The organism is Pseudacidovorax sp. NFM-22 (genome assembly GCF_021401245.1).
In the GTDB taxonomy this organism is placed as follows: Bacteria; Pseudomonadota; Gammaproteobacteria; order Burkholderiales; family Burkholderiaceae_C; genus Xenophilus.
Map to the genome: position 1 here is coordinate 79578 of NZ_JACBFY010000003.1, position 19398 is coordinate 98975.

A 19398-nucleotide genomic window follows, 5' to 3' on the forward strand; every position below is an offset into this window, starting at 1 on the left:
CTTGATCCATGTCATGCGGATGCTGTGGTGCGCTTCGCACAATGCCCCTGCGGCTCGCGCTGGCGCGGCCGCATCCGACTTCAACCGCATCCCGAAAGACTCTCAATGTCGTCTCGTTTCATCGTTGCCGCAGCCCTGCTGGCCGCTGTCTCCACGCCCCTCTACGCCGCCGATTGCAGCGTGCAGATCGAAGGCAACGACGCCATGCAGTTCAACAAGACCGCCATCGAAGTGCCCAAGGCCTGCAAGAGCTTCACCGTTCAGCTCAAGCACGCCGGCAAGATGCCCAAGGCCGCGATGGGCCACAACTGGGTGCTGGCCAAGACCGCCGACGTGCAGGCCGTGGCCAACGACGGCATCGCCGCCGGTCTGGACAAGCAGTACATCAAGCCCGGCGACACCCGCGTGATCGCCCACACCAAGGTGGTGGGCGGTGGCGAGAGCGACTCGGTGGCCGTGGACGTGAGCAAGCTCAAGGCGGGTGAGAGCTACACCTTCTTCTGCTCCTTCCCGGGCCATTCCGGCATGATGAAGGGCAGCTTCGCGCTGGCCAAGTAAGCAGCCCTGCGCGGGGCCGGCGCAGGCCCGCTTCCTACAATCGGGGGATGTCCTTTCCTGGCCCCCACGCCGAGCCGACGGCGGCCGACTCCCCCCTTCTTGCCAACCTCAACGACGAGCAGCGCGCGGCCGTCACGCTGCCCGAGGGGCATTCGCTCATCCTGGCCGGTGCCGGTTCCGGCAAGACCCGCGTGCTCACCACGCGCATCGCCTGGCTGATCTCCACCGGCCAGGTCTCGCCCGGTGGCGTGCTGGCGGTCACCTTCACCAACAAGGCCGCCAAGGAAATGATGACGCGCCTGACGGCGCTGCTGCCCGTCAACGTGCGCGGCATGTGGATCGGCACCTTCCACGGCCTGTGCAACCGCTTCCTGCGCGCGCACTGGAAGCTGGCCAACCTGCCGCAGAGCTTCCAGATCCTGGACACGCAGGACCAGCTCTCGGCCATCAAGCGGCTGATGAAGCAGTTCAACGTCGACGACGAGCGCTTCCCGGCCAAGCAGACCCAATATTTCATCGCCGGAGCCAAGGAAGACGGCCTGCGCCCCGGCGACATGCAGGCCCGCGCCGAGGACGACCGCAAGAAGATCGAGCTCTACGCGCTGTACGAAGAGCAGTGCCAGCGCGAAGGCGTGGTCGACTTTGGCGAGCTGATGCTGCGCAGCTACGAGCTGCTGCGCGACAACGATGCCGTACGCGAGCACTACCAGCGCCGATTCCGCCACATCCTGATCGACGAGTTCCAGGACACCAACCGCCTTCAGTACGCCTGGATCAAGATGCTGGCCGGCCACACCGATGCGTTGGGCCATTTCACGTCGGGCGGCAACAGCGTGCTGGCGGTGGGCGACGACGACCAGAGCATCTATGCCTTCCGCGGTGCGCGAGTGGGCAACATGAGCGACTTCGTGCGCGAGTTCGACGTGCAGCACCAGATCAAGCTGGAGCGCAACTACCGCAGCTTCAGCAACATCCTGGACTCGGCCAACGCCCTCATCAGCCACAACAAGAAGCGGCTGGGCAAGAACCTGCGCACCGACCAGGGGCCCGGCGAGCCCGTGCGCGTCTACGAGTCGCCCAGCGACTTCGCCGAAGCCCAGTGGATGGTCGAGGAGATGCGCCAGCTGGTGCGCGACGACGTCGAACGCAAGGAGATCGCCGTGCTCTACCGCAGCAATGCGCAGAGCCGGGTGATCGAGACGGCGCTGTTCAACGCCGGCATGCCCTACCGCGTGTATGGCGGCCTGCGCTTCTTCGAGCGGGCCGAGATCAAGCATGTGCTGGCCTACCTGCGCCTGCTGGAGAACGCGGACGACGACACCAGCTTTCTGCGCGTCGTGAACTTTCCGCCCCGCGGCATCGGCGCGCGCAGCATCGAGCAATTGCAGGACGCGGCGCGCAGCCGTGGCGTGTCGCTGACCAAGGGCGTGGAAGGCCTGCCGGGCAAGGCCGGCGCCAACCTGGGCGCCTTCGTCGCCAAGATCGACGTCATGCGCGAGCAGACGCAGGGCCTGTCGCTCAAGGAGATCGTCGAGCTGGTGCTGGACGCGAGCGGCCTGGTCGAGCACTACAAGGCCGACCGCGAGGGCGAGGACCGGCTGGAGAACCTGGAGGAACTGGTCAACGCCGCCGAGGCCTTCGTCACGCAGGAAGGCTTTGGCCGCGACGCCGTGGCGCTGCCGGTGGACGAGCTGCGCCAGAGCGCCGTCAGCCAGGGCCTGGACCCGAACCTGCCCGTGCTGGACGACCCGCTGGCGCCTGATGCCGACACCGGCGAGACGCTGAGCCCGCTGGCCGCCTTCCTCACGCACGCCGCGCTGGAGTCCGGCGACAACCAGGCCCAGGCCGGCCAGGACGCCGTGCAGTTGATGACGGTGCACGCGGCCAAGGGCCTGGAGTTCGACTGCGTGTTCATCACCGGCATGGAAGAGGGCCTTTTTCCGCACGAGAACTCGCTGAGTGACTTCGAGGGCCTGGAAGAGGAGCGTCGCCTGATGTACGTGGCCATCACGCGCGCGCGACGCCGCCTGTACCTGAGCCATTCGCAGACCCGGCTGCTGCACGGCCAGACCCGCTACAACCTGCGCAGCCGCTTCTTCGACGAGCTGCCGGAAGAGGCACTCAAGTGGCTCACGCCCAAGCAGTCCGGCTTCGGGCAGTTCGGCGGCAGCGGCGCGGGCGGTGGCTCGCGCGGCGGCAGCGGTGGCTTCGGCGGCTTCTCGTCGTCCGGCTACAGCGGTGGCTACGCCAGCGGAAGCCCGGCGCCGGCCCCGGTGCCGCAACGCGCGGCGCCGTCGCATGGCCTGCGCACCGGCATGCAGGTCTTCCACAACAAGTTCGGCGAAGGCACGGTGACTGCGCTGGAAGGCAGCGGCGACGACGCCCGCGCCCAGGTCAAGTTCAACCGCCACGGCATCAAGTGGCTGGCCCTGAGCGTGGCCAAGCTCACGCCGGTCGAGTGATGAAGTGCAGGGCGCGCCGCGCCTTCACTCCACGCTGAAGCTGTCCCGGAAGGTGAACCAGGCGGAGGCCAGGAAGGCGGCCGAGAGCAGGAAGGAGCCGCCCACCATCACGGCCATGCCCAGCGCCCCGGCCCCGCTCACGGCGATCAGCAGCGAGGCGACCACGCTCATCAGCAGGCTCAGCGCCAGCACCACGCCAGCCCAGGCCAGACCGTAGAGCGTCATGGCGCCCATGTTGCGCCAGCAGGCCACCAGGCTGAAGAAGATGCTCTTGACCGGCGCCACGCCATGCCAGTGCACCAGCGCTGGCGCATGCCAGAAGGCCAGCGCCACCGGGACATAGAACAGCAGCCGGGCCAGCACGGCGATCTGGAAGCCGGTGCTCTGCACCACCTCGGCCTGCGGCGCGCCGTCGTTGCCGAAGGCGCCGTCGAAGGGGTCGCCGAAGATCAGCGTGGCCAGCCCGCCAGCGGCCAGGGCGCCCAGCGCATACAGCACCCCCAGCACCACCAGCGGCCGGGCCTGTACGCGCACGGCCTGCAGCGCCTGCAGGAAGATGCCGGCCGAGGCCGCCCGCCCCGCGGCGGGGTCGGCACGGCCGTGGACGGTGCGCTCGCTGGCCACCATCAGGGCCAGCGTGGTGGCCGGGCCCAGGGCCACGGCCAGGGGCCCGCCGATGAGCGGCACCACCGAGAGCATCGCGATCGCCGACATGAACAGCATGAACAGCGAGAAGAAGGCCATCGGCTGGCGGCGGAAGGCGCGCAGGCCCTCGCGCATCCACTGGACGCCGGTGCGGGGCGAGACGATTTGGAGTTTCATGAGCAGGAGAAGGGGGCGGCCGGAGCCGGCGCAAGGGGCGCTCAGGCGCCCAGCGTTTCGGCGACGGGTTCGGCCTGCAGGGCCGGCACCTGCGGCGCGCGCACCCGCTCGCGCAGCACACGCTCGAAATGCGTCGGATCGTGCGGCTTGAGCATGCTGGCCTCGCGTGGGAGGTGGAAGTCCCACAGGCGCGAGATCCAGAAGCGCAGGGCGCCGGCACGCAGCATGGCGGGCAGCAGCTCGCGCTCGGCGGCGCCCAGCGGCCGGCGGGCCTGGTAGGCATCGAGCAGGGCGCGGCTGCGTGCCGGGTCGGCACGGCCGGTGGGCAGGTCGATGGCCCAGTCGTTCAGGCACACGGCCAGATCGAAGAGCCAGGTGTCGGTGCCGGCGAAGTAGAAGTCGAACACGCCGGTGACCACGGGCAGCGTGCCACCCTTGCCGTCGTGGGCGAACATGGCGTTGTCGCGGAACAGGTCGGCATGCACGGGGCCGCGGGGCAGGGCCGCGTAGGCCGAGGACTCGGCCACATGGTTCTGGTAGGCCAGTTCGCTGCGCAGCAGGGCGGCCTGGGCGTCATCCACATGCGGCAGCACCACCGGAACGGTCTCGTTCCACCAGGGCAGGCCCCGCAGGTTGGGCTGCACCTGTCCATAGTCGCGGCCCGCCAGGTGCAGCTGGGCCAGCAGGTCGCCGAGCGCGCTGCAATGGTCGGCCGTCGGGGCCAGCTCGCTGCGGCCCTGCAGCTTGCGCACCACGGCCGCGGGCTTGCCGGCGATGGTGTGCAGCAGCGGGCAGGCTCTGTCTGGAGATTCGGCGTCGAAGAGCGGACCGCCTTCGGCGCCCCGCGCCGCCGGCTCGGGCACCGGCATGCCGCGCTCGGCCAGGTGCTTCATCAGCCCCAGGTAGTACGGAAGTTGTGCCGGCGTCAGGCGTTCGAAGAGCGTCAGCACGTACTCGCCCCGCTCGGTGGTGGCGAAGTAGTTCGTGTTCTCGATGCCGCCCTCGATGCCGCGCAGTGCGGTGAGTTCGCCCAGCCCCAGGCGGCGCATCAGTTCGGCCGCGTCGTCGGCCTGGACTTCAGTGAAGACCGCCACGGGCGGTTCAGAACTTGAGGACGTTCCAGACGCGCTGACCGCCGCTGGAACTGTTGCCGTCGGTCGCGCCGGTGCGCTGGCGCGTGCCGTCCGTCGGCTGGATGTCGTAGGAGGGGAGTGCCGAATCCTTGGGCTGGACGGTGATGCTCTGCGTCACGCCGCCGTAGCGCACCTCGTCGACCTTGGCGCCGCGGTCTTCCACCGTGATGTGCTCGATCTTCTGGTTGCGGCGGCCGTCCAGGGGCTGCGACTCCGCCGCCGGGGCTGCCGAGGCCGACTGGGGCGGCGGGGTCTGGGCATGGCCGAGGGCCGGAAGGAGCGACAGTCCCGCAGCCAGCAGGGCTGCGCGCACGGACGGGGAGGAATGGGCAGGCATGGTCGGGCGATTGTAGGTGCGCACCCCTTGTTCCCGCGGCCTTGCCCCCTGTCGTCGAAGGCTGCCGCAGCCCGTAGGCGCCGACGCACAGCCGCATTCCGGCGGCAGGGGAGAATGGCCCGATGACCGAGAAGAAAACGCTGCTGCTGGTCGATGGCTCCAGCTACCTGTACCGCGCCTTCCATGCCATGCCCGACCTGCGTGCGGTGCCCGGCGACCCCAACAGCCCCGCGACGGGCGCCATCCGGGGCATGATCAACATGATGCAGGCCCTGCGGCGTGAGGTGCGCGCCGACTACGCTGCGTGCGTGTTCGACGCTCCGGGCAAGACCTTCCGCGACGACTGGTACCCCGAGTACAAGGCCCACCGCGCGCCCATGCCCGACGACCTGCGCACGCAGATCCCGCCGATCCACCAGGTGGTGCGGCTGCTGGGCTGGCCGGTGCTGTGCGTGCCCGACGTGGAGGCCGACGACGTGATCGGCACGCTGGCGCGCACCGCTGCGGGCCAGGGCATCGAGGTGATCGTGAGCAGCGGCGACAAGGACCTGTCGCAGCTGGTCGACGAGCACGTCACCATCATCGACACCATGAGCGGCAAGCGCCGCGACGTGGCGGGCGTGACGGCCGAGTTCGGCGTGCCGCCTTCGCTGATGGTGGACTACCAGACGCTCGTGGGCGACGCGGTCGACAACGTGCCGGGCGTGGACAAGGTGGGCCCCAAGACTGCCGCCAAGTGGCTCACGCAGTACGGCTCGCTCGACGCACTGATCGCCCACGCGGCCGAGATCAAGGGCCAAGCCGGCGAGAACCTGCGCCGCGCGCTCGACTGGCTGCCGCAGGGCCGACGGCTGGTCACCATCCGCACCGACTGCGACCTGGCCGGCCATGTAGAGGGACTGCCGGCGCTGGAGGGCATCGCCATCCAGCCGCTGCAGACCGACGCGCTGAAGGACTTCTACGAGCAGTACGGCTTCAAGAGCCTGGCCAAGAGCCTGGAGGCCCACGCCGCCGCGCCCGAGCTGCTGGGCCATGGCGCCGCGCAGCCGGGCGAGGGCGGCACCGGCTTGCTCGACGGCACCCTGGCCGCGGCGGCCGAGCGGGCGAGCAACCTGGTCTACGACACGGTGCTCGACTGGCCGGCCTTCGATGCCTGGATGGCCAAGCTGCAGGCCGCAAAGCTGGTCGCCATCGACACCGAGACCAGCTCGCTCGACGAGATGAAGGCCGAGATCGTCGGCATCAGCTTCAGCGTGACGCCCGGCGAAGCCGCCTACGTGCCCCTCGCCCACGACTACCCGGACGCGCCCGAGCAGCTGCCGCGCGACGAGGTGCTGGCGCGCATGAAGCCCTGGCTGGAGGACGCCAGCCGCCACAAGCTGGGCCAGCACATCAAGTACGACCGCCATGTGTTCGCCAACCACGGCATCGAGGTGCAGGGCTATGTGCACGACACCATGCTGCAGAGCTATGTGCTCGAAGTGCACAAGCCCCACGGCCTGGCCAGCCTGGCCGAACGCCACACGGGCCGCAGCGGCATCGACTACGAAGACCTGTGCGGCAAGGGCGCGCACCAGATTCCCTTCAGCCAGGTGGCCATCGACAAGGCGGCCGAGTATTCGTGCGAGGACAGCGACCAGACGCTGGACGTGCACCGCGTGCTGTGGCCGCAGCTGCAGGCCGACGAGCGGCTGAAGTTCGTCTATGAGCTGGAGATCGCCAGCAGCGAGACGCTCTACCGCATCGAGCGCAACGGCGTGCTGATCGACGCTGGCGCGCTGTCCGCGCAGAGCCATGAGCTGGGCCAGCGCATCGTGGCGCTGGAGCAGCAGGCCTACGAGATTGCCGGCCAGCCCTTCAACCTGGGCAGCCCCAAGCAGATCGGCGACATCTTCTTCAACAAGCTGGGCCTGCCGGTGGTCAAGAAGACGCCGAGCGGCGCGCCCAGCACCGACGAGGAGGTGCTGGAGAAGCTGGCCGAGGACTATCCCCTGCCGGCCAAGATCCTGGAGCACCGCGGCCTCTCGAAGCTCAAGAGCACCTACACCGACAAGCTGGCGCAGATGGCGCTGCCGCGCACGGGGCGCGTGCACACGCACTATGCGCAGGCGGTGGCCGTGACCGGCCGGCTGTCGAGCAACGACCCCAACCTGCAGAACATTCCGGTGCGCACGACCGAGGGCCGGCGCATCCGCGAGGCCTTCATCGCACCCGAGGGCCGGGTGATCGCTAGCGCCGACTACTCGCAGATCGAGCTGCGCATCATGGCCCACATCAGCGGCGACGAGGCGCTGCTGCGCGCCTTCAACGAAGGCATCGACGTGCACCGTGCGACGGCGGCCGAGGTCTTCGGCAGCACGCCCGAGCAGGTCAGCAGCGAGCAGCGCCGCTATGCCAAGGTGATCAACTTCGGGCTCATCTACGGCATGAGCAGCTTCGGCCTGGCGCGCAACCTGGGCATCGACAACACGGCGGCCAAAAGCTACATCGACCGCTACTTCGCGCGCTATCCGGGCGTGAAGAACTACATGGACGAGACCCGTGCCAGCGCCAAGGAGAAGGGTTACGTCGAGACCGTGTTCGGCCGGCGCCTGTACTTGCCCGAGATCCGCTCGCCCAACGGCCCGCGGCGCGGCGCGGCCGAGCGCGCGGCCATCAACGCGCCCATGCAGGGGACGGCGGCCGACCTCATCAAGCTGAGCATGAATGCGGTGCAGAAGGCACTGGACGCCCAGGGCCTGGGCACGAAGATGATCATGCAGGTGCACGATGAACTGGTGTTCGAGGTGCCCGAGGCCGAAGTCGACTGGGTGCGGGCCGAGGTGCCGCGCATCATGGCGGGCGTGGCCGAGCTCAAGGTGCCATTGCTCGCCGAGATCGGCTTCGGCCCCAACTGGGAAAAGGCGCACTGATCTCCGCGCCACCGTGTCCCTGAGGTGCACGAGCCCCTCTCCCCTCGCGGGAGAGGGGTTGGGCAGAGAGGGAGCGCGCGCATCGCACCAGCCCTTCGCCTGGCGACCGCGGCAGCCCCTCTCCCCGGCCCTCTCCCGCGAGGGGAGAGGGCGCTCCCGGGTGCGGCTGATGCTCGGCGTCTTTTGCCCCAACGCGGCTTCTCTTGCCCTTCACCGCCGTCTCACGACGCGCGTGCGTCGCCGTCGAGCGACTCATCCAGAAACCAGGAATCCATGCCAATGACGCTCCAACCCCTCCGCCCCCTCATCCTCGCCCTGGTGCTCGCGGCCGCCGCCGTGCCCGCCTTCGCCCAGCGGGACGCGCGCATCGAGACGCTGGCCCAGCAGCAGAAGCAGCCGCTGCTCGACACGCTCTCGCAGCTGGTCGCCATCGAATCCGGCAGCCGCGACCTCGACGGCCTGGACCGCATGGCGGCGCTGGTGGCCGGGCGTCTGCGGGCGCTGGGCGGGCAGGTGTCGGTGATCGAGCCGGGCAGCGCCGAGTCGCCCGAGGTCTACCGCATGGGCGACACGCCCGAGCACATCGGCAAGATGGTGCGCGCCACCTTCGAGGGCACGGGCAAGGCGCGCATCCTGCTCATCGCGCACATGGACACGGTCTACACCATCGGCATGGGCGCGCGGCAGCCATTCCGCATCGACGGCGACAAGGCCTACGGCCTGGGCATCGCCGACGACAAGCAGGGCATCGCCGTGATCCTGCACACCCTCGCCATGCTCAAGGCGCTGGACTTCAAGGACTACGGCCGCATCACCGTGCTCATCAACGGCGACGAGGAGATCAGCTCGCCCGGATCCCGCGCGCTGATCAGCAAGCTGGGCGCCGAGCACGACGTGGTGATGTCGCACGAGGGTGCCTATGCCAACGACGACAAGCTGTCGCTGGCCACCGCCGGCATCGGCGCCGTCACGCTCAAGGTGCAGGGCAAGGCCTCGCATGCGGGCTCGGCGCCCGAGCGCGGGGTCAATGCCTTCTACGAGATGGCCCACCAGGTGCTGCAGATGCGTGACCTGTCGGACCCGTCCACCGGCCTCAAGATGAACTGGACGGTGGGGCAGGCCGGCAACAACCGCAACGTGATCCCGGCGTCGGCCCAGGCCATGGCCGACGTGCGCGTGATCAAGGTGGCCGACTACGACCGGCTGGAGCGCGCCATCCAGGAGCGGGTGAAGACGCAGCTGATCCCCGAGGCCAAGGTCGAGGCCGTGTTCGAGCGCCGCCGCCCGCCGCTGGAGGCCAATGCCGCCGCGCTGGCGCTGGCGAAGCATGCACAGGGCATCTACGGCGAACTCGGCCGCACGCTGGGCGCCGACGACAAGGTGGCCGGCGGTGGCACCGACGCGGCCTTCGCGGGCCTGTCGGGCAAGGCGGCCGTGGTCGAGCGCTTCGGCCTGCAGGGCTACGGCGCGCATTCCGCCGATGCCGAATACGTGCTGATCGACTCCATCGCGCCGCGGCTGTATCTGACGACGCGGCTGATCATGGACGTGTCGGCCGGCAAGGTGCCGGCGCGCTGAGCCGCCTGTGGCGGGCGTGTCGACTGATCCGCCCGGCGCTTCCCGTCGTACTGCGGAGTTGGGCTTGCAGAGCCCTGCGCGGCCGGCCCTGCACCCTGCAGGGCTTTGCGAGCGCAGCGCCGCGCGCTCCCTAGACTCCGACACCCCCTACAGCCAAGGAAGACACCGCATGCTGAAAGACGACATCCAGCGCGACTTCGATTCCCTGCGGCCTGGCCGCGCCGAAGCCGAAGGCGCCAGCCGCCGCACCGCCCTGAAGGCGGCGCTTGGCGTGGGCTATGCCGCCGCCACGCTGCCCATCGCTGCGCAGACCGCCATCCGCACGCCAGCCGATGGACTGCGTGCTGGACCGGTCAAGTTCACCGTGGCCGGCTTCGACGTGCCGGCCTATGCGGCGGCGCCGGAAGGCCGCGCGGGCCTGCCGGTGGTGTTGGTGGTGCAGGAGATCTTCGGCGTGCACGAGTACATCGCCGACACCTGCCGCCGTTTTGCCAAGCTGGGCTACCTGGCCATCGCGCCGGAGCTGTATGCGCGCCAGGGCGACCCGCGCGGCTACACCGACATCCCCAAGCTGATGGCCGAGGTGGTCTCCAAGGTGCCCGATGCGCAGGTCATGGCCGACCTGGACGGCGCGCTGGCCTGGGCCGGCGCCAACGGGGGGGACACCAGCCGGGCCGGCATCACCGGCTTCTGCTGGGGTGGGCGGATCACCTGGCTCTATGCGGCCACCGGCCGGGTCAAGGCCGGCGTCGCCTGGTACGGGCGTCTGGTGGGACAGGCCTCGCCGCTCACGCCGCGTCACCCGGTCGAGATCGCGGCCGAGCTCAAGGCGCCGGTGCTGGGCCTCTATGGCGGCAAGGACCAGGGCATCCCGCTGGATACGGTCGAGCAGATGAAGACCGCGCTGGCCGCCGGCTCGCCGGCGGCCCAGGCCTCGCAGTTCGTTGTCTATCCGGAGGCGGGCCATGCCTTCCATGCGGACTACCGGCCCAGCTACGTGCAAGGTGCCGCCGAGGACGGCTGGAAGCGCGCCACGGCCTGGTTCAAGGCCAACGGCGTGGCCTGAGTGCCACGCGGGGCCGGGCCGCCGACAATGGCGCCCGCCCGCTGTCCTGACCCTCCCGCACGGGCCGCCTTCGGGCGGCTTTTTTTCGTCATCCCTCCCGTTCGTCCGCCCCCCGATGAAGCTGCTCCAGATCCTGCTCGCCACCCTCGTCACCGGCATCGGCAGCGTCTGGATCGCCGGCATGCTGCTGCGCCTGGGCGTGCGCGGACGGCCGCAGGACGCAGGCCATGGGCCGCAGCATCTGCTGAGCCTGGCCGCGGGCGCCTTGCTGGCGACGGCCTTCATGCACCTGCTGCCGGAGGCCTTCGAGAGCGGGCTGGAACCCTCGGTGCTGTTCGCCGTGCTGCTGGGCGGGCTGGTGCTCTTCTTCCTGCTCGACAAGGCCGAGCTGTGGCACCACGGGCATGAACACCACCACGGGCCCGTCGCGGACGCCCATGCGCACGCCGCGGCACATGGGCACGACCATCCGGGGCATGGGCCTCTTCATGCCCATGCCGTCGACAGCGCGGGCCACGACCACGCACATGCGCATGCACCGCGGGTCGGCGGCTGGGCCGTGCTGGCCGGCGACAGCGTGCACTGCTTCGGCGACGGCGTGCTCATCGCCTCCGCCTTCATGGCCGACACGCGGCTCGGCCTGCTGGCTGCGCTGTCGGTGCTGGCCCATGAGGTGCCGCACCATGTGGGTGACCTGGTGGTGATGCGACAGACCTCGCCGGATGCGCGCGCCGCGCTGATCAAGGTGTCCCTGGCGGGCACGGTGACCGCGCTGGGCGGCGTCCTGGGCTGGTGGCTGGTCGAGCGCTTGCACGGCTGGCTGCCGTACTTCCTGGTGCTGGCGTCCAGCAGCTTCGCCTACGTGGCGCTGGCCGATCTCATCCCCCAACTGCAGCGCAGGCTGGCCGCACGCCAGACGGTGCTGCAGGTGTTGTGGCTGCTGGCGGGCATCGTGCTGGTGACGGGGATCAGCCGCCTGTCCCATGGCGATGAGCATGGGCATGGGCACGATGAGGGAGTGGCGCCGCCCGTGAGCACTGCGCCCCCGCACACGCACTGAGGCGGTTTCCTGCGAGCCCAGACCGCCTGCGCCCGCGCCATGCTGGCCCTCAGGTGCGGCAGGCGCCGTGGTCAGGACGGCGGCTGTTCGCCCGGGCGCGGCGGCCGGCCCGGCCCAGGCGGCCCGTCCCGCCGTTCGCCGCCGTGCCCCGGCTGGGCCTCGCGGGCGCGCTGCTGCGCCTGCTGCTGTTGCTGACGCATCTGCTCCTGCATCCGCTGCTGCGCCTCCCGCTGCTGTTGCCCGGCGCGCTCCTGCATCTGTTGCTGCTGCTGGCGCATCTGCTCCTGCGCCTGCTGCTGTTGGCGCCGGGCCTGCTCCTGCGCCTGTTGCTGCTGCTGGCGGACCTGCTCCTGGGCCTGCTGTTGCTGGCGGCGTGCCTGCTCCTGGGCTTGCTGCTGCTGTTGCCGCGCTTGCTCCTGGCGCTGCTCCTGTTGCCGGCGCATCTGGTCCTGGGCCTGCTGCTGCACCTGCTCCTGCTGTCGACGTGCCTGCTCCTGCATCTGTCGCTGCTGGTCGCGCATCTGCCCTTGCTGGCGGCCGCGTTCCGCCTGCGCCTGCCGCTGGTCCTGCTGGGCGCGAGCCTGCCGCTGCTGTTCTTCGGCGGCCTGTTGCTGGCGACGGGCCTGGTCCTGCTGCTGACGCTGCTGCATTTCCTGCTGGCGGCGTGCCATGTCCGCCTGCTGCCGTTGCGCCTCCTGCTGTTGGCGCTGCTGTTCGAGCTGGGCCTGGCGCATGCGGTCCTGCTGTTCGCGGCTTTGTGCCTGGGCCGCCTGCTGCCGCATCTGCATGTCCCGCTGCTGGTCGGCGAGCTGACGCTGCTGCTGGGCCTGCTGCCGCTGCATGTCGGCCACGCGGCGTTGCTCGTCGGCCTGACGTTGCGCCATCTCACGCATCTGCTGGTCGCGCTGCATCTGCTGCTGCATCAGTTGCGTCTGCCGCTGCTGCTCCTGGCTCTGGCGTGCGGCCTGCTCGGCCAACTCCCGCTGTTGCTGTTGCTGGACAGCCAGCATGCGTGGATCCGGACCGCCGGGGGGCGGGCCGCCCCACGGCCGAGGCGGGGGGCCATAGCCCGGTGCGGGCTGAGGCATGTAGATGTTGTTGTTGTAGACCACGGCCGGCCGTTGCCAGTTGGGCGGCGGCCGGTCGCGTCCCCAGCCGCCAGGCGGCGGGGGCGGCGGCGGGCTGCCCCAGCGCAGGTCCCAGTTGCGCCAGCCCCAGTCGTGCCGCTGCAGCGCCGAGCTGACGATGACACCGGCGCCGAAGGCCAGCGCGCCCACGACCACGGGCTGCACCGGCACGGGTTCGGCCACCTGCAGGGGCGGCGTGTAGCTGTAGCCGCTGTAATAGGGCACAGGCGCGCCGTACACGACCTGCGGGTCGTAGCGCGGCACATAGACCACGTCGGGCTGGGCGGGCTCGATGGTGATGTAGGTCGGCGGCGGCTCCACCACCACCGGGGTGGACTGCACCACCACCCCCGGCTGCACCGTGACGGGTTGCGCCGGTGGCGCGCTGCTCTGCACCACCTTCAGCTGCGAACTGCTCTTGAGTTCTCCGGCGCTGCGGGCGCGCTGGCGCATGACCTGAATGGCGTTCATCACGTCCGTCGGGTCGTTGTAGTAGGCCTGACCCAGGGCCGTGGTCCACGCGACGTTGCCGGCCATCTGGTCCAGCACGCGCCGGAATGCGGTCAGCCCCTTCACGCTCGGATCCCAGGGCTGCTGGTTGGCGGCATCGGCCAGCGGGCCTGCCTTGAGTTGCTGGTTCTGCATCAGCCACTGGTGGGCGGCGGTCACCTGGTCGGGATAGGTGGAGGCGGCCAGTACCTGGGCCACCAGCTTGTCCGGGTACAGCGCGATGGGCGCCACCAGCCGATACAGCGCATTGGCCGAAGGTGGCGTGTAGGCCGCAGGAACCGGCGCGGCGGCTGGGGCGGCCTGGGCTGCGGGGGCAGGGGCCGGAGCGGGTGCCTGGGCTTCGGGCGACGGCGACGTCTGGTTGCAGGCGCCGAGCGCCAGGGCCAGCGTCAGGGCCGCCCAGAGCGGGCGGGGGGTGGCGGCCGCGCGCGATGGCTGCGGCGCGGCGGCAAGGAATGACAAAGCGGGCATGGTTGGAAGTCCCCATCGGTCGGAAGGACGAGAAGTCCTGCCGGTTCCTGGTCAACGGCGCCGCATCTGTCGCGGTGCACCCGCGGCGCCTCGGCTGTGTGACCAGTGGTGTCGATGAGTTTCCGGTGCTGGCAGGCAGTCGCTGCCAGCGTCGCCCGCGCAAACCTGTAGGTCGCGGCGGCCATACGACCTGCGGGAAGCTGACCTGCGGGCCCTACTTGCCGCTCTCGGTGTACTTGGTGACGGCTTCGGCCGTCATGCTGTAGCCGCTGGCGCCCATCATCGAGTCGTTGCGCTCGGTGCGCAGCGGGCCGCTGACCCACACGGCGTCCATGGCGCGAAACTTGACCGGCGTGCGCGGCCGCACGTGCAGGATCTGGTTGGCCGGCGGCGGCGGCGTGTGGATGCAGGCGCCGAAGTAGGGAACCAGCAGAAACTCGCTCACCAGCCCCTTGCTTTCCTCCAGCGGCACCACGAAGCCCGGCAGCCGCACCTGCACGCCGTTGAGGGCGGCGTTGGTGGGGGCGTTGTTGAGCACGTCCTGCATCTTCTGCAGCAGCTCGGCGGCGCGGGGGTCGTTGTCCTCGAGCTTGCCGAGGTCGATGTCCTTGAAGTCCTTGGAGGGGTCCCAGCCCGGTGGCACCAGCTCGACCCAGGTGATCTGCTTGGCGCCCGCGGCGGGCTTGGCAGGGCTGCTGCTCTTGCCGCCCAGCGGATTGGTGGCCGTGGTGGCCTCGGGCGCCGGGCCGGCGGCCTGGGCCGAGGCCATCACGAAGGCGGCCGCAAGGCCGGCGAGCAGGGAGCGCGAAGAAGCGGTCATGTCATCAGATCCTGGGAGAGAGCCCGTCGGCCAGCGACAGGCGATAGGCCCGCCAGCCCGGCAGCAGGCTGGCCAGCCAGCCGGCGGCCAGCAGGGCGCCGAGCAAGGTCCATTCGTTCAGTGTAGGAGCCGAGATCGTCAGCGCGAGCCCGTAGGTCGATTGCAGCCACGGCCCCAGCAGGGCCAGTGCGACGGCCGCGGCGATGGCGCCGAGCAACACGCCCAGCGCGGTGACCAGCGCCCCTTCCAGCGCCAGCAGCGCCAGCACGTGCCGTGCCCCCGCGCCCACGGCGCGCAGCACGGCCAGCTCGCGGCGGCGCTCGTTCAGGCCGGCCAGCACCACCGACACCAGCCCCGCCAGGCTGACGATGCCCACCAGGCCCGACAGCACCAGCAACGCCTTCTCGCCCACGCCCACCACCTGCCACAGCTCGTCCAGCGCCACGCCGGGCAGGATGGCCATCAGCGGCTCCTCGGTGTAGCCGGCCACCCATCGCTGCACGGCGAAGACGGCGGCGCGGCTCTTGAGGCCCACCAGAGCGGCCGTCACGTTCTTGGGGCTGAGGTCGAACTTGCGCACCTGCTCGGCCGGGATCTTGATGCCCGGCATGGGCACGCCGGCCACCCAGTCGAGGTGGATGGCCTGCATCGCCTCCAGGCCGATGTGCACCGTGCGGTCCACCGGCGTGCCGGTGCGCGCCAGGATGCCGACCACGGTGAAGGGCTTGTCGGCATGCTCGGGCGAGAGTTCGCCGCTGCCATGCGACAGCGTGATCTTCTGGCCCAGGCGGTAGCCCAACTGCCCGGCCACGTCGGCGCCCAGCACCGCGTCGAAGAGCTGCTCGAAGGGTTTGCCCTCGCGCATGGCGAGCGGCTGGCGGTCGCCGTAGTGGAAGCGGCTGAAGTACTCGGGCGTGGTGGCCAGCACCGGAAAGCCGTGGTGCGAATCGCCCAGCGAGATCGGCACCACCCAGGCCACGCCGCGGTGGGCCTGCAGGTCCTGCACGCTCTTCCAGCCCATGTTGTTGGTGGCGGCGCCGATGCGGAACACCGAGTACAGCAGCAGCTGCGTGCTGCCGGTGCGGGCGCCGACGATCAGGTCGGTGCCCGAGACGGCCGACGAGAAGTTGTCGCGCAGCTCGGTGCGGATACGCTCCACGCCCAGCAGCAGCAGCGTCGACAGCGCGATGGAGAACACCGTGAGCGCCAGCGTGAAGCGCCGGTTCCAGGCGCTGCGGGCGGCGATGGCGAGCAGCGTCTTCATGCGGCGGAAGCGGCAACGGCCGTTGCGGCCTTGTTGAGCGAGGGCAGGTGCAGTTGGCGCGCGAAGCGCTGCGCGATGCGCGGGTCGTGGCTCACCAGCACCAGCGCGCTGCCGGCCTCCTGGCAGGCGGCCATGAGCGTGTCGAGGAAGGCCTCGCGGCGCTCCTCGTCCAGTGCGGAGGTCGGTTCGTCGGCGATCACCAGCTCGGGCCGGCCGACCAGCGCGCGCGCCGCGGCCACGCGCTGCTGCTGGCCCACCGACAGCTGCAGGGCGCTGCGGTTCCAGAGCGTGGCGTCCAGGCCCATGCGGGCCAGCAGCGCCTCGGCCTGCGCGCGCGATCCCTCGGCCCGGCGGCGCGGCGAGAAGCGCAGCGGCAGCAGCACGTTGTCCATCACGCTCAGGTACGGCAGCAGGTTGAACTGCTGGAAGATGTAGCCCACGTGGTCCACGCGCCGGCGGTCGCGGGCGCTGCCGCCCAGGCGCGACCAGTCCTGGCCAAGCAGCTGCACCTCGCCGGTATCGGCCAGCAGCACGCCCGCCAGCAGCGACAGGAGCGTGCTCTTGCCGCAGCCACTGGGGCCGTACAGGAAGACGGGCTCGTCGGCCGCCACAGCCAGGTGGTCGATGTCGATGCAGGGCGCGGCCGCGCCAGGCCAGCCGAAGCGCAGGCCCCGGGCTTCGAGGACGGGAGCGGCGCTCACTTGTCCCAGGTCAGCCGCGTGGCGGGACGGCGCAGCACGCGCTTGAACTGGCCCTGCGGCGCGACGATCTCGGATTCGATCTGCCGCAGGTTCTTGAAGGCGTCGAAGAGTTGCACCTCGACGTAGCGGGCGCGCGCGGCGTCGACGCAGTTGAAGGCGAAGCTGGCGTCCAGGTCGGCATGGTCGACGTCCTCCGCGGGTTTCGCAGCGGGTTTGGCGGCGGCCTTGGCATCGCCAGCCTTGGCGCTGGCCGCTGGCTTGGTCTCGGTCGGCTTGTCGCCGCTGAGCACCGGCGAATCGAGCTGGACCGGACCGAGCTTGCAGCCGGCTGCCGGATCGATCACGAAGAGCTGGTCGGCGGCGCGCAGGCGCTTCGTCATGCTGGCCACGGCCTCGCGCTCGGCATCGGTGCGCGGCGCGCGCTCGAAGCCGAGCAGGCTGTCCAGCGGGGCTTCCATCTCGATGGTGACGGCGGTGCCTTCGATGGCGATGTCCAACTCCAGCTTGCCGTGTACATGGGCATGCTGGGCGCGGGGGGCGGGCTTCTGCTGCGCCAGGGCGGGTGCCGCGGCGGTCGCAAGGCCCAGGGCGAGCAGGGCGGTGAGGCGTCGAACGGTCATGCGGATCATGCGGATCACGGGTTGGGGCCTTGCCGGGTGGGCAGGCCGGGGGTGTTGCTCCATTCGCTCCAGCTGCCGGCATACAGCGCGGGCTCGGGCAGGCCGGCGATGCGAGCGGCCAGCACATTGGGCACGGCGCTGACGCCGCTGCCGCAGTGGTGGATCGCGCCCGTGGCTGCACGTTCGCCCAGCAGCGCCTCGAACTCGGCGCGCAGCTGTGCGGCGGGCTTGAAGCGGCCTTCCGGTCCGATGTTGTCCACGAAGGGCCGGTTCAGCGCGCCGGGGATGTGACCGGCGATCGGGTCCAGCGGTTCCACCTCGCCGCGGTAGCGCGGGGCGGCACGGGCATCGACGATGGGGGTGGCGCCGCTGTCCATGGCGGCGCGGACCGCGGCGGTGTCGACCAGCTTCACGCGCGGCTCGCCCAGCACGAAGTTGCTCTGGAAGTGCGCCGGCTCCTCGCCGCTGGCAACCGGGAGGCCCGCGGCCTGCCAGGCCTGCAGGCCGCCGTCGAGCACCGCCGTCGCGGCATGGCCGGCCCACTGCAGCATCCACCACAGGCGGCCGCAATAGTTGGCGCCGTTGCGGTCGTAGACCACGGCCTGCATGTCGTTGGCAAAGCCGATGCTGCCGAGCCAGGCGGCAAAGCGTTCGCGGCTGGGCAGCGGATGGCGGCCGCCGGAGGCCGGCCGGTCGGCCTCGTGCGCGACCATCACGCGGCCGTCGTGGCCGGGGGCACCGTGGCGCGCACTGAGGTGCTGGTCCAGGTCGGCATGCAGCGCGCCGGGGATGTGGGACTGCAGCCAGGCCTCATGGCCGGCCTGCGGCTTCATCAGGTCGAAGCTGCAGTCGAAGATCATGAGCCGCGCATGGCTGTCCTGCAGCGCGCGCAGCTGGTCGACGGAAATGAGGGTGTCGTGCATCGGCAAGGCTCCGAAGGCGAAGCCGCCATTGTGGCGCCGGAGCCTGCCCGGCGCCTGAGTGGTCAGTGCTCTTCGGCCGGCGCCTTGGGCACCGCGCGCTGGCGCAGCACGGTGGCCGCGATGCCGCTGCCGATGATCAGCGCGATGCCGCCCCAGCCCGCCGCGTCGATGCGGTCGCCGAAGAGCAGCACGCTGTAGACGGCCGCGAACACGATGCCCGAGTACTGGAGGTTGGCCACCACCAGCGTGGCCGCCTGCGTCTTCGCGCTGGCATAGGCGCGGGTGAGGCACAACTGCCCCAGGGCGGCGAGCACGCCCACCGGCAGCAGCCAGATGGCATGCGACCACGACCAGGCCGACCAGCCGGTGAACAGCGTCCACAGCAGCCCGGCCACCGTGGAGCCGACGGCGAAGTAGAAGACCGTGCGCGTCTCCGGCTCGCCGATGCGCGACAGCGCGATCACCTGCATGTACGCAAAGGCCGCGGACATGCCCGACAGCAGCCCGATCAGGCCCGCGAAGGCGTCGGTGCCGTGCACCGAGGGTTTGAGCAGCAGCACCACCCCCGCGAAGCCGGCCAGCACCGTGAGTGCCAGCGGGCCCTGCATGGGCGGCAGCGGCACCCGTCCGCCACGGCCCGGCACGGGCGCCCAGGCCAGCAGCGCACCGCCCACCAGGAAGGCCGCAACCCAGATGCTGCTCATGTAGTTGAGCGTCATGGCCGTGGCCAGCGGCAGTTTGGCGATGGCATACCACCAGGCACCCAGCGAGGCCGTGCCGATCACGCTGCGCCAGGCATGCATGCCCGGGTAGCGCGTGGCCAGCGACACCTTCTGGCGCCGCGCCAGTACGGCGATGAAGATCATGCCGATCACCCCGCGCCAGAACACCAGCTCGCCGCTGGTGAACCAAGCCGAGGCGATCTTCACGCACACGCCCATGGTCGCGAAGAACAGGGCCGAAGCGACCATCCAGAGGCTTTGCATGCGCGGGTGGGTTCTCCTGTCTGGCGTCGATCGGTTGGGCCTGGGGCG

Annotated in this window: 16 protein-coding genes; 6 read left to right on the forward strand and 10 right to left on the reverse strand. The window is 70.4% G+C overall.

Annotated features, from left to right (window positions below):
* The first annotated feature begins 105 nt into the window (after positions 1–105).
* Complete coding sequence (gene azu / locus L0984_RS11290) at positions 106–558, forward strand: azurin (protein WP_234193821.1); 453 nt, start codon at positions 106–108, stop codon at positions 556–558.
* A gap of 47 nt (positions 559–605) precedes the next feature.
* Complete coding sequence (locus tag L0984_RS11295) at positions 606–3020, forward strand: UvrD-helicase domain-containing protein (protein ID WP_234193822.1); 2415 nt, start codon at positions 606–608, stop codon at positions 3018–3020.
* 24 nt (positions 3021–3044) lie between these two features.
* On the opposite strand, the gene L0984_RS11300 is transcribed toward L0984_RS11295, so the two are convergent.
* From L0984_RS11300 to L0984_RS11310, 3 genes are read right to left on the reverse strand one after another with little or no spacing between them, the layout of a single operon-like run.
* Positions 3045–3842, reverse strand: coding sequence for a BPSS1780 family membrane protein (locus L0984_RS11300; RefSeq protein ID WP_234193823.1), 798 nt, complete (start codon positions 3840–3842; stop codon positions 3045–3047).
* 41 nt (positions 3843–3883) lie between these two features.
* Positions 3884–4936 carry a homoserine kinase gene (locus L0984_RS11305; protein WP_234193824.1) on the reverse strand — a complete coding sequence of 351 codons (1053 nt, stop codon included), beginning with the start codon at positions 4934–4936 and terminating at the stop codon, positions 3884–3886.
* A 7-nt stretch (positions 4937–4943) separates the two neighbouring features.
* Positions 4944–5312, reverse strand: coding sequence for a hypothetical protein (locus L0984_RS11310; RefSeq protein WP_234193825.1), 369 nt, complete (start codon positions 5310–5312; stop codon positions 4944–4946).
* Between the two features lie 122 nt (positions 5313–5434).
* On the opposite strand from L0984_RS11310, the gene polA reads away from it, so the two are divergent.
* From polA to L0984_RS11330, 4 genes are all read left to right on the forward strand, one after another.
* Entirely contained in the window at positions 5435–8224 is a 2790-nt protein-coding gene (gene polA / locus L0984_RS11315; protein ID WP_234193826.1) for a DNA polymerase I, read from the forward strand.
* A gap of 279 nt (positions 8225–8503) precedes the next feature.
* Positions 8504–9802: a M20/M25/M40 family metallo-hydrolase gene (locus L0984_RS11320; RefSeq protein ID WP_234193827.1), complete on the forward strand. Its 1299-nt coding sequence runs from the start codon at positions 8504–8506 to the stop codon at positions 9800–9802.
* 169 nt (positions 9803–9971) lie between these two features.
* Positions 9972–10868 (forward strand): dienelactone hydrolase family protein, encoded by an 897-nt coding sequence (locus tag L0984_RS11325; protein ID WP_234193828.1) that lies wholly within the window; start codon positions 9972–9974, stop codon positions 10866–10868.
* A 115-nt stretch (positions 10869–10983) separates the two neighbouring features.
* Complete coding sequence (locus L0984_RS11330) at positions 10984–11928, forward strand: ZIP family metal transporter (RefSeq protein WP_234193829.1); 945 nt, start codon at positions 10984–10986, stop codon at positions 11926–11928.
* Positions 11929–11999: 71 nt separating this feature from the next.
* Here L0984_RS11330 and L0984_RS11335 read toward each other — a convergent pair whose 3' ends face one another.
* The 7 genes from L0984_RS11335 to L0984_RS11365 form a co-directional block, all read right to left on the reverse strand.
* Positions 12000–14036, reverse strand: a complete 2037-nt coding sequence (locus L0984_RS11335) for a DUF3300 domain-containing protein (RefSeq protein WP_234193830.1) — start codon at positions 14034–14036, stop codon at positions 12000–12002.
* 214 nt (positions 14037–14250) lie between these two features.
* Positions 14251–14856 (reverse strand): DUF3299 domain-containing protein, encoded by a 606-nt coding sequence (locus tag L0984_RS11340; RefSeq protein ID WP_234193831.1) that lies wholly within the window; start codon positions 14854–14856, stop codon positions 14251–14253.
* A 4-nt stretch (positions 14857–14860) separates the two neighbouring features.
* Positions 14861–16120 carry an ABC transporter permease gene (locus tag L0984_RS11345; RefSeq protein ID WP_234193832.1) on the reverse strand — a complete coding sequence of 420 codons (1260 nt, stop codon included), beginning with the start codon at positions 16118–16120 and terminating at the stop codon, positions 14861–14863.
* The gene (locus L0984_RS11350; RefSeq protein WP_234193833.1) at positions 16117–16821 is read right to left on the reverse strand and encodes an ABC transporter ATP-binding protein; all 705 of its coding nucleotides are present in this window, start codon (positions 16819–16821) and stop codon (positions 16117–16119) included. The genes L0984_RS11345 and L0984_RS11350 overlap by 4 nt, the downstream gene beginning before the upstream one ends.
* On the reverse strand, positions 16818–17441 hold the full coding sequence (locus tag L0984_RS11355) for a DUF2796 domain-containing protein (RefSeq protein ID WP_234193834.1): 624 nt from the start codon (positions 17439–17441) through the stop codon (positions 16818–16820). The genes L0984_RS11350 and L0984_RS11355 overlap by 4 nt, the downstream gene beginning before the upstream one ends.
* 14 nt (positions 17442–17455) lie before the next feature.
* Positions 17456–18364 carry a sulfurtransferase gene (locus tag L0984_RS11360; RefSeq protein WP_234193835.1) on the reverse strand — a complete coding sequence of 303 codons (909 nt, stop codon included), beginning with the start codon at positions 18362–18364 and terminating at the stop codon, positions 17456–17458.
* 62 nt (positions 18365–18426) lie between these two features.
* Positions 18427–19350, reverse strand: a complete 924-nt coding sequence (locus tag L0984_RS11365) for a DMT family transporter (RefSeq protein WP_234193836.1) — start codon at positions 19348–19350, stop codon at positions 18427–18429.
* Positions 19351–19398: the final 48 nt, after the last annotated feature.